The sequence below is a fragment of the Pseudomonas sp. W22_MBD1_FP4 genome (genome assembly GCF_052113765.1).
GTDB classification, from domain to species: domain Bacteria; phylum Pseudomonadota; class Gammaproteobacteria; order Pseudomonadales; family Pseudomonadaceae; genus Aquipseudomonas; species Aquipseudomonas sivasensis.
On sequence record NZ_JBGQOI010000002.1, the window covers coordinates 149,723 to 162,311 of the forward strand.

14 protein-coding genes are annotated in these 12,589 nt (G+C 57.9%); 4 read left to right on the forward strand and 10 right to left on the reverse strand.

Going from position 1 to position 12,589, the window contains the following annotated elements; genetic code table 11:
• Positions 1-200: 200 nt before the first annotated feature.
• Together ACEN2T_RS03500 and ACEN2T_RS03505 are read left to right on the forward strand one after the other, a co-directional pair.
• On the forward strand, positions 201-1,076 hold the full coding sequence (locus tag ACEN2T_RS03500) for a carboxylate/amino acid/amine transporter (protein ID WP_032887720.1): 876 nt from the start codon (positions 201-203) through the stop codon (positions 1,074-1,076).
• Between the two features lie 68 nt (positions 1,077-1,144).
• Positions 1,145-1,561: an Lrp/AsnC family transcriptional regulator gene (locus tag ACEN2T_RS03505; protein WP_032887722.1), complete on the forward strand. Its 417-nt coding sequence runs from the start codon at positions 1,145-1,147 to the stop codon at positions 1,559-1,561.
• A 28-nt stretch (positions 1,562-1,589) separates the two neighbouring features.
• On the opposite strand, the gene ACEN2T_RS03510 is transcribed toward ACEN2T_RS03505, so the two are convergent.
• The 6 genes from ACEN2T_RS03510 to ACEN2T_RS03535 form a co-directional block, all read right to left on the reverse strand.
• Positions 1,590-2,267 (reverse strand): phenylalanine--tRNA ligase beta subunit-related protein, encoded by a 678-nt coding sequence (locus ACEN2T_RS03510; RefSeq protein WP_032887724.1) that lies wholly within the window; start codon positions 2,265-2,267, stop codon positions 1,590-1,592.
• A gap of 4 nt (positions 2,268-2,271) precedes the next feature.
• Positions 2,272-3,489: an ATP-grasp domain-containing protein gene (locus ACEN2T_RS03515; RefSeq protein ID WP_032887726.1), complete on the reverse strand. Its 1,218-nt coding sequence runs from the start codon at positions 3,487-3,489 to the stop codon at positions 2,272-2,274.
• A 12-nt stretch (positions 3,490-3,501) separates the two neighbouring features.
• The gene (locus tag ACEN2T_RS03520) at positions 3,502-4,683 is read right to left on the reverse strand and encodes an MFS transporter (RefSeq protein ID WP_442116319.1); all 1,182 of its coding nucleotides are present in this window, start codon (positions 4,681-4,683) and stop codon (positions 3,502-3,504) included.
• A gap of 5 nt (positions 4,684-4,688) precedes the next feature.
• Positions 4,689-5,006 carry a Rieske 2Fe-2S domain-containing protein gene (locus ACEN2T_RS03525; RefSeq protein ID WP_032887730.1) on the reverse strand — a complete coding sequence of 106 codons (318 nt, stop codon included), beginning with the start codon at positions 5,004-5,006 and terminating at the stop codon, positions 4,689-4,691.
• A 12-nt stretch (positions 5,007-5,018) separates the two neighbouring features.
• Positions 5,019-6,242, reverse strand: a complete 1,224-nt coding sequence (locus ACEN2T_RS03530; RefSeq protein ID WP_233896885.1) for an iron-containing redox enzyme family protein — start codon at positions 6,240-6,242, stop codon at positions 5,019-5,021.
• Between the two features lie 391 nt (positions 6,243-6,633).
• Complete coding sequence (locus ACEN2T_RS03535; RefSeq protein WP_442116320.1) at positions 6,634-7,920, reverse strand: mechanosensitive ion channel family protein; 1,287 nt, start codon at positions 7,918-7,920, stop codon at positions 6,634-6,636.
• A 193-nt stretch (positions 7,921-8,113) separates the two neighbouring features.
• On the opposite strand from ACEN2T_RS03535, the gene ACEN2T_RS03540 reads away from it, so the two are divergent.
• Positions 8,114-9,460, forward strand: a complete 1,347-nt coding sequence (locus ACEN2T_RS03540) for a DEAD/DEAH box helicase (protein WP_017735367.1) — start codon at positions 8,114-8,116, stop codon at positions 9,458-9,460.
• 49 nt (positions 9,461-9,509) lie between these two features.
• Here the strand turns inward: ACEN2T_RS03540 and ACEN2T_RS03545 are convergent, their stop codons facing one another.
• Positions 9,510-9,785, reverse strand: coding sequence for a hypothetical protein (locus ACEN2T_RS03545; RefSeq protein WP_122754460.1), 276 nt, complete (start codon positions 9,783-9,785; stop codon positions 9,510-9,512).
• 156 nt (positions 9,786-9,941) lie between these two features.
• Between ACEN2T_RS03545 and ACEN2T_RS03550 the strand changes: the two genes are divergently transcribed.
• On the forward strand, positions 9,942-10,331 hold the full coding sequence (locus tag ACEN2T_RS03550) for a hypothetical protein (RefSeq protein ID WP_032887737.1): 390 nt from the start codon (positions 9,942-9,944) through the stop codon (positions 10,329-10,331).
• A gap of 42 nt (positions 10,332-10,373) precedes the next feature.
• Here ACEN2T_RS03550 and ACEN2T_RS03555 read toward each other — a convergent pair whose 3' ends face one another.
• The 3 genes from ACEN2T_RS03555 to ACEN2T_RS03565 all read right to left on the reverse strand — a co-directional run bounded on the left by ACEN2T_RS03555 (position 10,374) and on the right by ACEN2T_RS03565 (position 12,415).
• The gene (locus ACEN2T_RS03555) at positions 10,374-11,240 is read right to left on the reverse strand and encodes a DUF6279 family lipoprotein (RefSeq protein ID WP_442116321.1); all 867 of its coding nucleotides are present in this window, start codon (positions 11,238-11,240) and stop codon (positions 10,374-10,376) included.
• A 66-nt stretch (positions 11,241-11,306) separates the two neighbouring features.
• Positions 11,307-12,029, reverse strand: coding sequence for a TorF family putative porin (locus ACEN2T_RS03560; RefSeq protein WP_122754458.1), 723 nt, complete (start codon positions 12,027-12,029; stop codon positions 11,307-11,309).
• A gap of 206 nt (positions 12,030-12,235) precedes the next feature.
• Positions 12,236-12,415, reverse strand: a complete 180-nt coding sequence (locus ACEN2T_RS03565; RefSeq protein ID WP_003193095.1) for a hypothetical protein — start codon at positions 12,413-12,415, stop codon at positions 12,236-12,238.
• Positions 12,416-12,589: the final 174 nt, after the last annotated feature.

The following is a 12,589-nucleotide window of genomic DNA, read 5'->3' on the forward strand; positions in this document are numbered from 1 at the left end:
CTTTAATCGTCAGATAATCGCGCGGTGTTTATATCGCTCCACGCAAACCCTTCAAGTACGCGTACGAACCTCCCTTTGCACTTGTTGCTCCTAAGTGCTCCTGCCCGACTGACGCTTTAGCGAGGTCGGGTTTTTTTTGCCCTGAGTTTCTTCAAACCCTGAAAACCTTTAATGTCGCGCCCATTCGAAGCGAGGCACACATGGGCTATCTACTGGTTGTCACCCTGATTCAGGCATTTTCCTTCAGTCTGATCGGCGAATACCTCGCCGGTCATGTCGACAGTTACTTCGCCGTGCTGGTACGCGTCGTGCTGGCCGGGCTGGTATTTATCCCGCTGACCCGCTGGCGCTCGGTAGAGCCGGCCTTCATGCGAGGCATGCTGGTGATCGGCGCGCTGCAGTTTGGCGTGACCTACGTGTGCCTGTACCTGAGTTTTCGCGTGCTCACGGTGCCGGAGGTGTTGCTGTTCACCATCCTCACGCCGTTGCACGTGACGCTTATCGAAGATGCACTTAACCGGCGCTTCAACCCGTGGGCCTTGGTCGCCGCCTTGGTGGCAGTGGCGGGGGCGGCGGTGATTCGTTTCGATCAGATCACGCCTCACTTCCTGATGGGCTTCCTGCTGCTGCAACTGGCCAACTTCACCTACGCCGCCGGGCAAGTGATGTACAAGCACCTGGTAGCGCGTTATCCGAGTGACCTGCCGCACTACCGGCGCTTCGGTTACTTCTACCTCGGTGCGTTGCTGGTGGTGTTGCCGGCGTTCCTGCTGTTCGCCAAGGCCGACTTTCTCCCGCAAGCGCCGCTGCAATGGGGTGTGTTGGTGTTCCTCGGGCTGGTCAGCACGGCGCTGGGCATGTACTGGTGGAACAAGGGCGCGTGTTTGGTGCATGGCGGCACGCTGGCGGTGATGAACAATCTGCATGTACCAGTGGGGTTGTTGCTGAACCTGCTGATCTGGAACCAACACGAACCCCTGGGCCGCCTGGCGTTGGGTGGGTTGGTGATTCTCGGGGCGGTGTGGATCAGTCGGTTGGGCATAAAGCCTGCGCCTGGCGTAAAGTCTGCGACGTGATGGCCCCAAGGCATGCGTGAGCGGCAATGAAAGTCTGTTATAGAAAAGAACGGTGTGGGGGCGGCAGAGTGGACAAGATTGATGAACTGATCATTGCAGCCTTGAAGGACGACTCCCGGGTCAGCCTGGCGCAATTGGCGCGGCAAGTTCATAAGTCGCGAACAGCGGTGGAGTCGCGTGTCCAGAAGTTGATTGAAAAGGGCATCATCCTAGGCTTCACCATCAACGTAGCCGAGGGCGATGAGACCCTGCAAGCGGCGTTCTTGATGCTGACGCTCAATGGCAGCAACTGCCACCTGGTGTTTCCGAAGATCCAGCAGTTCAGCCAAGTGGTGCACGCCTACTCACTGTTTGGCGACGTGGACATGATGCTCGACGTTCGCTACAGGAGCTTTGAAGAACTGATGGTCTTCAAGGAAAGCCTGCTGAACATCGAACATGTGAAGGAAGTCGTGGTCAACCCCGTGCTGAAGGCCTGGCGCTAGGCGCCGGCCGTTTCTTCAACGCGTGGCTTCAGGCGTGATCGCGAACCGTTTCAAGGAAGTGATGGCTCAGGTTCGGCATTTTCTGACGAAGCGTGTCCACCAGCTCTTCGATGACGCCCTGGTTGAATTGAAGCGACGTGTCGTCATGCCCCAGGATCACCACCAGAAGCCTTGACGAGTCCTTCGTCAGCCGGAAGTCATGGGCGTCGGCGTCAACCTTGCCGATGCTCGCCAACGGCACATCCCCGCAGGTATAGACAATATCGCCAACGGGAATGGTGATGGCCTTCTTGGCGAACAGTGGGCGTAGAACCCTTGGTTTGTCCGAGCGCATCACGTAGATGTCATCTTTCTGATGATAGGTGTGCACACCGATGCTGACCCCATGGCGGATCGAGACTGCGTTATAGGCGTCAACGATGTTGTTGATGGGGTACACGCCTTTGGCGATGAAACGCCGCAGCAGCTTTTCGTTGGCGCTGACGGTGTTTTCGTAGCCGAGTTTTTTGAGCTGCTTGGCAAACCCTTCATACACGATGTTCGAGTCCAGCTCATTGAGGCGGGATGCGACGTGGTTCAGGTTGCTCTGCAACACCCCGACGAAGCTTTGGTCGTCTGAAACGGTGATGTCTTCGATAACCGCGGCGCACGCATTATTGATGCCCAGCTCACAGGCTGATTTTTTGATGATCAAGCGACTTTGCATAACCTTAGCCCCAGAGTAGTTTTCGAAGGTTCGCGGTACTGGTGTCCAGTTGCAGCGCCGAAGGACTCTGTAGCCAGAACAGCCCCGGACAGGTGGCGAAGTCAATCGTGACCGGCGTGGTATGACCGGGAGCGATGAAGTACCGGTGGCCGCAATAGGCCTCGTCCGCTTGGGCACTCTGGAGGGCCTGGGGAGAGGGAGGATCGAAGGTGCGTTGTGCATCGGAGCAGAAGAAACCGATCCGGCCATGGCTGATCTGGCTCGCTGCATCAGCTTGCGGGCGTGGGTGGCCGAGGTAGCTGTCGATCGACAGCGACAGCAAGTCGGGGTGATAGACCTGTTGAAACAGAAGGGGCGCGATGCCGCCGTGCAAGCGACCTCCGGCTTCAATCATCACCGGCCCGGCATCGGACCAAATGATCTCCATATGAATCGGCCCGACCCGCACGCCGAGCGCCGCGGCTGCCTGGCGGGCGTAATCGGTCAGCGGTTGCAGGTGCGCAGCCTGGGGATCAAGCGTGTCCAGGCTTTCGTAGACAAACATGCTGCCGTTCTTCTGGATCTTGGTGTACTTGCAGACACTGGCAATGATGTACGTGCCGTTGAAGGCGACCATATCCACCACGTACTCCGGCCCCGCGATAAACGACTGCACGATAAACCCCAGGTTGACCTCACCCAGGTCATTCTTCTGCTGCCAGGCCGCGTTTCTCAACGCGGTTTCTGCTTCGCCTTTGCCCTGGGCAAACACCACGCCTTCGGTGGCGGCCGAATTCAGCGGCTTGACCACATAGGTGGCCGACTCTTCCAGCTTGGCCACCACTTCGCCAATGCGGCTTGGCGAGCTCAACAGGTGCGAGTCGATGTGCGCCAACTGGTGTTTTTTCAGCGCCTGCTGCATGGAGAATTTGTTGCGCCGCAGGTCGCTGGTGATACGGCTGTTCCCCGGAATGCTGAGCAACTCCGTCAGGTAGTCCGTGAGGTAGATGGCGGTTTCGCAACCGGCGATCACTGCGCTCAAAGACAACGTTTCCAGGGTGATCAGCAGGCTCTCTTCCCAGTGATACACCTCATGGAAATTCTCAGCGACCAGGTCGTTGGTGAAGTGTTCGGGCAAGGCGCGTGTGGAGATCACGGCGATGCACCGTATGCCCTGCGCGTTGAGCAGGGGCGCATAGAGCTTGCCCGTGGAGAATGGGTCAACAATCAGTACGGTTTTCACGTCGTGCAATCCTTATTCCGTGGTGGCGGCAGGCGAGGCTGCGGGGGTCAGGTTCCACGCCAGTACGGCAGTGGCCAACAGGCCGGCGGAGACGATCATCAACAGCCGTGCGCCTTCGAGTCCGAGAAAGCCCGAGGTGGTAAAGAACGTCAGGATCATCGGTGCCGAGCCACTGACCAGCAGGTAGTAGAGCGAGCTTTTCGCGGCGATGACGTCGGCTACCCGGTCGTTGGGCGCCGATTCAATCAGGGTTTTACGCAGTTGGATCCGCAGGCTGTTGATACAAAAGCCCAGCAGGAACGCAGCGGCCATCATCACGTAGAGATTCTGGAAGTAGACGATTGCCACGTCCGCCAGAATCACCAGTGCGATGGCCCCATAGCTGTTGAGCTTGATACGCGGAAGCACGGCGGCGCTGAAGGCCCCCAGGCCGGCCAGGCCACTGGCGACGCCAAACAGGGTGGCGTTCCACTCATTGAGCTTTTGAAAAACGATAGGCACCAGGCTGTTGAACGCGCCGATATGGAAGCCGATCATGCTCAACACAATGATCAGAATGTAGAGGTTGCGCGGCAGGTCCAGCGGCGCGGCGGAGTTGGAGGCTGCGGTCTGATCGGTGCCGTGTGCGCTGGGGCTGTCGGCCACCAGGTAGACGCCCGCCAGTGACACAATCGCCGCGAGGCTGATGATTTGCAGCGTCTCGTTGACCGAGAACACATCCACGATCAAACCGCCCAGGAGCGCACCGCCGAAGGCACCGATCTGGATGGAGGTTTGCATCAACCGCGCGCAGGTATCGCTGTCGGTGAGGCCTGCCAGCACCAGCTTGGTGTTTTTCGATTCCAGGGTACTGATGGTGAAGTAGTCGGTGACGCCCACCACAAATGCGATCGCCAGGAAGCCGATCGGCAGCAAGGCGGCCTGGGTAAACGACAATCCCAGGACGGCGGCGAACGCAGCCAGGCGTATGTACAGCAGCCGTTTCAGGCTGAGTTCAATCGTGAAGAACTTGCCGATGTACTGTTCGCATAAATAGGGCACCACGGTCGCTACACACAAGGTGGCGCCTACCAGGAATGTGGACCCGGTGGTCTCAAGGCCAAACCAGACCATCGCGATCACAATCGCCATGTCGAGGCCGGTGAAGAGGGTCACGATTGAATAGAACGCGGTCAGTGTCGAATTAGTCTTCATGGGCTTCATCCGTCGTAACGGGAGAGTTTAAGTAGCGGCACGCACCGTTCGGTGTCGCCGACCACGGTGCTGATCTGGTTTCTGACGCGCACGGTGGGCAGCGCCTTCTTTTCCAGGTTGCAGACCTTGTAGGCGTTGTCGTGCCAGGGACAGATCACGCTTTGGCCGTCGCCCGTCACTTCGCCCATGTGCAGTGGGCCGCCACGATGGGGGCACGAGGTGGGCAGCAATTGCGTCGAATACGCGTGACGCTTCAGAAAATAGGTTCTGTCCTCCACGGCCACGTAATGGGCGTGGGTGATATTCAGGCTGATGGCTTTCATTGGGTGGCCCATTCAGATGGCGGTGACGGTGTACGTGCAGGACGGACTGACGATGCGCGTGCCATGGAGCATTCCCTTGGGAATCACGACGCCTTCGCCGGCGATGAGGCGCACAGTCAATTCGGGGCTGGCGATAAACTCCAGCTCGCCGGATTCGACCCAGAACAGTTCGTCATTGGGGTGGGTGTGCAGCACCGAGAGCTCGTGTTCAGCCTCGGTGATTCGCAGGTCCACCGGCTTTTGGCCCTGAAGCTGCGAAGCCTTGGCGCGATGTTCATCCAGCTCGTCGTGCCATTTGATATGGGCATACAGTTCTTCGTCGGCGATGTCCTGAAGGAGCTTGAACTCTTCAAAGCCGCGGATAAGGTCGGGGATGATCTTGGTGCCGAACTGCTTGATCATGGGAATGATCAGGCGCTGAAGTGCCATTCTGCCGTGGTGCACATCGATATGAGCATGCTCATCGAAGTAGGCAGTGGAGACCTGGCCATCGAAGATGGTCTTGATCGCACGGGACTGGTGCTTGGTCGTCAGCGCCAGCGTGGCTTCGGTGTAGTACATGGCGCCGATGTAGCGGAACAGTTCGCCGTGGTTGGCCGACACATAGTGGAAATAGTTGGTCAGCGACAGCGACGCCGGCGTGTAGAACTGCCAGTAATGGTGCACGTGGTGTGACATGTCCATGTCCTGGAGCATGTCTTCAAAGATGGTGCTGTGCTTCTTTTTGTCGACGCCGTAGCCATACTCGTCGATCAGGATCTTGAATAACTCGCTGGTGTACACACCGCAGTTACCCAGAACATTGCGCGCCATGGCCGAGGCTTCACTGAGGAAATCCCCTGCGCATTGGGTCATGAAAAAACGCGCGGCACGCTGGGGGTTGCGGCTGGTGGTCAGCACCTCATGCAGTTTGGAGTCGGCTTGGGCTACATCATCCAAGACTTTATCGGTGTGGGCGACAAAAGAGTCCAGGCACCAAGGACCATTGATGTGCACTTCTTCCTTAAGCCAGTTGTATAAGTAGTGTTCCAGTAACGGGCGGATCTTTTTGCCACTGGCGGCATGTTGGGGGTCATAGAACTGTTTGAAAGCCTTTAAGTCGAGTTCTAATGGCGGCTTGGGCAAGAAGACTAAGTCTTGCTCGTAGATATTCAATAACAAGCGTTGTGCCAACAAATGCTGACTGTCTGAAAGTTGGTCGCTGGTCAGGCTGGTGGTGATGATCGAGTCGGTCACGTCCTGCGGCCTGGAAGGTCGCTGATAGGGACTAGTGGTATAAAAATCGCGAGGTTGAGCAAAGGCACTAGCACCACAATAGTGGGTCAACGCTTCGGCATTCGAAGTTAATACAAAGTCTGCCGCATTATCAGAAAGCTGAGTTGTCCATAACATGAGGGATGGCCTTTATCTGGCGTTGTTTGATGGCCAAATGCTAAGGCGTTGGTTTTTTTAAAAACAGATTAGAAATAGTGCGCACAAGTAGTGAAAATCACTAAAGGCGTAGGAGAAATTTTCTTTATTGTTTGCGTCAGTTGATTATTCGGTCGCAGCGGCTACACATAGTTGCCGGCGCTTAGGGGGATATTGCGCCGGCGAGGCGCGTATTTTCACCTCGCCGGCTTCGGGCTCACTGCAGGACTGGCGTGCTCTGGGGGCTGGGGGTCAGCGCCAGAATTCCTGCCCGTAGATCGGTGCCACTCGGTTGCTGGTACAGACTCAGTCCAAACTCCGGCAACACCGCCAGCAGGTAATCGAAGATGTCCCCCTGGATGCGCTCGTAATCGGCCCACGCCGTGGTGCGGGTGAAGCAGTAGATCTCCAGTGGCACGCCCTGAGCCGTGGTTTGCATCTGGCGCACCATGCAGGTCATGTTCGGCTGGATGTCCGGATGGCTTTTCAGGTAGGCCAGGGCATAGGCGCGGAAGGTGCCGAGGTTGGTCATTCGGCGACGGTTGGCCAGCAGTTGTGCGCTGTGTCCTTGGGCTTCATTCCAGGCCTTGAGCTCTGCCTGCTTGCGCCCGATGTAGTCGGTGAGCAGGTGCACCTGGGTCATGCGCACCTCTTCGTCATCGCGCAGGAAACGCACGCCGCTGGCGTCGATGAACAGGCTGCGCTTGATCCGACGCCCGCCGGAGGCTTGCATGCCGCGCCAGTTCTTGAACGACTCGGACATCAGGCGCCAGGTAGGAATGGAGACGATGGTCTTGTCGAAATTCTGCACCTTGACCGTGTGCAGAGTGATGTCCACCACGTCGCCGTCGGCGCCGACCTGGGGCATTTCGATCCAGTCACCGACCCGCAGCATGTCGTTGCTGGTGAGCTGCACGCTGGCGACGAACGACAGTAGCGTGTCCTTGTACACCAACAGAATCACCGCCGACATCGCACCCAAACCCGACAGCAGCAACAGCGGCGAGCGGTCAATCAGGGTGGCGACGATGATGATCGCGCCGAACACGAACAGCACCATCTTCGCCAACTGCACGTAACCCTTGATTGAGCGGGTGCGTGCGTGTTCGGTGCGAGCATAGATGTCCAGCAGGGCATTGAGCAGGGCGCTCATGGCCAGGACCAGGAACAGGATGGAGATGGCCAGTGCCACGTTGCCGATGAACAGAATTGCGGTTTTGCTCAAATCCGGCACCAGGTACAGGCCGAACTGGATCACCAGGGACGGCGTCATTTGCGCCAGGCGGTGGAAGACTTTGTTGTGCCGCAGATCATTGAGCCAGTGCAGCGACGGTTGGCGGCCGAGCAATTTGACGGCGTGCAGGGTGAGGTATCGCGCTACCCGTCCGAGCAGCAGGGCCACCACCAGCAACACCATAAAACCAAGGCTGGCATGCAGCACCGGGTGTTGGTCGAGGGCGCCCCATAGGTCTTGGACGTTGAGCCAAAGCTGTTTGATATCCATGGGTGAAACCGATTCCTCTGTAAGACAAGACGGCGCGATTAGAGCATCTAAGTGCGACAAAGTTGACGTTGTAGACAAATGCCCTGACAAAAAAGCACCTGATTCGCACCGTTCGCGTAAAGAAACTCGGTTTGGGCGCCCGAAACCGTTACCCTATGCAGCTGATATTTTGTATTTCTTCGAGGTAGCACCCGTGTTTTCCCAATTCGCCCTGCACGAACGCCTGCTCAAAGCCGTGGCCGAGCTAAAATTTGTCGAGCCTACGCCTGTGCAAGCAGCGGCCATCCCGCTCGCGCTCGAAGGGCGTGACCTGCGGGTGACGGCTCAAACTGGCAGCGGCAAAACCGCCGCTTTCGTCTTGCCGGTTCTGAATCGTCTGATCGGCCCGGCCAAAGTCCGCGTGAGCATCAAGACCCTGATCCTGCTGCCGACCCGTGAGCTCGCCCAGCAGACTTTGAAGGAAGTGGAGCGCTTCTCGCAGTTCACCTTCATCAAGTCCGGCATTATTACTGGCGGCGAAGACTTCAAGGTCCAGGCCGCCATGCTGCGCAAGGTGCCGGACATCTTGATCGGCACCCCAGGCCGTATGATCGAGCAACTCAACGCCGGCAACCTCGACCTCAAGGAAGTCGAAGTGCTGGTGCTCGACGAAGCCGACCGCATGCTCGACATGGGCTTTGCCGACGACGTTCAGCGTCTGGTTGCCGAATGTGTCAATCGCCAGCAGACCATGCTGTTCTCCGCCACTACCGGTGGCTCGACCCTGCGCGAAATGGTCGCCAAGGTGCTGAACAACCCTGAGCACTTGCAGGTCAACAATGTCAGCGACCTGAACGCCACCACGCGCCAGCAGATCGTCACCGCTGACCACAACGTGCACAAAGAACAGATCCTCAACTGGCTGTTGGCCAACGAGACCTACCAGAAGGCCATCGTGTTCACCAACACCCGCGCTGCCGCCGACCGCATCTACGGTCGCTTGGTTGCCCAGGAATACAAGGCGTTCGTGCTGCACGGCGAGAAAGACCAGAAGGACCGCAAGCTGGCCATCGATCGCCTCAAGGCGGGCGGCGTGAAGATCCTGGTGGCTACCGACGTGGCTGCCCGTGGCCTGGACGTTGATGGCCTGGACCTGGTGATCAACTTCGACATGCCACGAAGCGGCGACGAGTACGTGCACCGTATCGGCCGTACCGGGCGTGCCGGCAACGATGGCCTGGCCATCTCGCTGATCTGCCATGGCGACTGGAACCTGATGTCGAGCATCGAGCGCTACCTCAAGCAGTCGTTCGAGCGCCGCACCATCAAGGAAGTCAAAGGCACCTACACCGGGCCGAAGAAGGTCAAGGCGTCGGGCAAGGCTGTTGGCGTGAAGAAGAAAAAGACTGACGCCAAGGGCGACAAGAAGAAAACCGGTGCCAAGTCGCCGACCAAGCGCAAGATCGCCAACCGTCCGAAGACCGATAACCTGTCGTTGGTCAGCAAAGACGGCATGGCCCCGCTTAAACGCCGCAAGCCCGAAGCACCGGCTGCTGAATAAGCCAGCGCTGATGTGAAAAAACCGGACATCGTCCGGTTTTTTTATGCCTTCAGTTTTTGGCTTTTGCCGCAGCTTCTTTCAATTCTTTAAGGCGGGCGTCGATGAGCTGGCACTTGTCAGGGAATTCCGCGCTTTCAGTGTCCAGGTCCATCTTCTGCAGCTCGTCATTCATCTCTTTGGCTTTGGTGGGGTTCTGCTCGGTGAGCTTGGTCACTTCCGTCGCCAACTGCTCTCGTTTCGCCGTGGCCTCTTCGGGCGTGCAGGCCCAGGCGGGCAGGGCCGTGAGCAGGGCGGCGGCGACGGCCAGGTTTCTCAAGGTGTTCATGGTACGTACCTCCTTGGTGATGATGTGCGGTTGAGGGGGCGAACGTCTGGAAAGTTCAGAGAAATGACGTCCGTCTGGCGGGCTGAACGGTGGCAGGTGTGGCATGTCACACCTTTTGACGGGCTACTTTTTCTTAGGCCTGCAGGAGGAATCAGGATGACGACTTACAACTGGGATCTAATCGAACGTCTGCTGCACGAAGTGCAGAACGGCGAAGGCAGCTTTGCCCCGCGCAAATACGCCGAGCAGGAAGCGGCCGAGAAGGCCACGGCGGGTGAGAATACCGGCAATCTGGATGCGCTGAAAAAGACCGCAGCGGATTATGAAGCGCTGCTGTTCAAGCGCGGTTTTATTGAATCGCGCCCCGAGGCAGAGGGCGGAAATGGTGAGAACTTCATTTTGACGCAATTGGGTGCCCAACTGCTGGCGCTGATCGACAGTTCCATTCCCGGCAACGATCACCCGCGCCAAGTGCTGGATGAGCAGCCGGATGCACTGGACCCGGCAACCTTCGCTGAAGTGGCGTCCAAAGCGCAGATTGCCTGACGGGTATGCGCGGACCCAGTGTGGGTGGCAGCCCCTCCCACATTAAATCCCGGCGGCCTTGAGGCATTTGAGTGCCTTGAAGTCGCTGCGTACGCCGTCGATTTTCTGCGTGAGTTTAAGGCGTTGCTGCGGCGTACTTTCGGCCATCACGTCGACAATCAGGCTGCGCGCCGCAGCTTCGGTCTGGGCGTAAGCCGCGCGATATTGCGGGGTCCATAGGCTTTCGCGGTCCACCAGCAGTTGCTGCATCTTTTGTGGGAATTCGGCGCTGTGGCGTTGCTGCACCGCTTCGATAAATTGCGCCTGCCAATGGGCGCGATTGCCGATCCATTCCTGATTCTGTTCGCCCAGCGCGACGGACCACGCGGTGACGCGATTTTGCTGGCTAGCGCTCAGTGGGCCCATCCAGGTGTCCAGGCGTTTGTTCATGCGCTCGGCGCGGTCCTTGATTTGTTGGGTGAGGGGCGGCTTAAGGTAGTCGTCCTGGCGTTTACGCAGATCCTTGGCCAGGGCGTCGTTCATTTCTTTGACCTGCTGATCATTCAGTCCCTGGAGCAATTCTATGGCTGAGGGGGTGATTTCGCGGGCGACGTCAGCGATTGCCTGTTCGGCTTCGGCAGTGCGCGTTTTCAATGCAGCATCGGTGACCTGGTTTTCGTCGACCATCTGTTGCAGGCGATCGAGCCAATCGAGATAACCCGGCAACTGCGTGGTGCAATGCCAGGCCAAGTGTTCCTTGAGCTTATCGTTGAACCAACTCTTCTGCCCGGCGTTCATGTCCAGGTAGTCATTGAGGGTCCAGGGGATGATCACGTCCAGGTTGCGGTAGGCCAGGCCCACGCGGTTGCAGCCGGCGAGTGCCAGGCTTAGGGTCAGCAGGGCCACCAACAGTTTGAGCCGACGCAGCATGGGCGTTTCCTTGGGCAGAGGGATTCAATGCATGTGAACCCGCGCCAGGCGCTACAGTTCAGCCCATCAATAAAACGACCGCGCGGCCTTTAACGTCAACAGCCCGTCGCATTGCGAATTGTGTCCGGAGTACGCCGAGCAGTCGCCGCCGCTAAGGCTGGAGTCGCTGTAAATCAGGTCCAAGTCGATGCCCTTCCAGGCGCGGGAGAACTGAACCGACCAGTCGCTGAAGCTGCTGATGGTGCCGCCGTCCACCGAAGCTGGAGTGCCCAATTGGTGGGTGGTGTACTTCATGCTGACGCCGATGCCGAAGGGTTGGGTGCCGCCGAGGTCGGCGAAAATCGTGCTGTCCTGGCGGTCCGGGTCGTTGCTGAAGGAGGCACCGAAACGATTGCCCAACAGGTTCAAGCCACCGTAGAACTCTTGGCTGTCGAGGGGGCTGAGCTTGGGGTAGCTGTAGTGGATCAAGCCGACTTCGTAGCCGAGCGTCTGGTCGAAGGGGTGTTTGAAGCCCATGTAGGAGTCGACTTCGAGGGTGCTTGCCGAAGACAGGCCCATGTTTGGCGAGAACTGGCCGAAGTACAGGCCGCTGTTGTGGCTGAGGTCCAACCCCCCGTGGAAAGAGTCGCTGCCCGGCGAGGTCGGCTTGACCAGGCCCTGTGCCATGCTGCGGCTGGGGGTGGTGCCTAATTTCAGGTCGAAGTCGCCCAATTCGCGCTGGAAGATCTGCGCTTCGGCAAGGGGGCAAGCCACTAATGTGCTGACCAGAAAAATGCAGGATTTGAGCATGCTTCACTCCATGAAAAGCGAGGAGCAGTAACGGAGAAAATCGGGCAGATGCCCGTGCTAGACGTGTGCAAGGATACCGGCGAATGCCAGGCGATGAGGCCCGTTCGTCGATTAACGCAATATTGAATGTAGAAGGAGGGTGTTTCGGGCTCTAGTCCTAGCGCCTTGGAGGCAAGACGCTTAGGGACCAGGTATTTTGCGCGGTGTTACTTTTTACCCAGGCTGATCTGCTTGGACGGGCCGAAAGTCTGGCCGCTCACGCCTTTTGCAATTTGCTGGATTTCGCCACCGGACTTGAGGAAAGCAGCGATTTGGCTGTTGATCGATTCGCTGGTTTCAACGGCTGGAGCTGGCTTTGCTTTGCTGTTGGATGCTTTTACGCGCATGGCGGCCACTAACCTGTAGAAAATTAACTTGGCCAGGCATCGTACAGGAAATACTTGACAATTGCTTGGCAAATATCCCCTGGGAATAAGTAGCGCGGCTGGAAATAAACGAAGTTCATCGTTGAAATTAGGCCCTAACTTACTGTTTTGACTCGAAACCACCTAGCAAAGCAG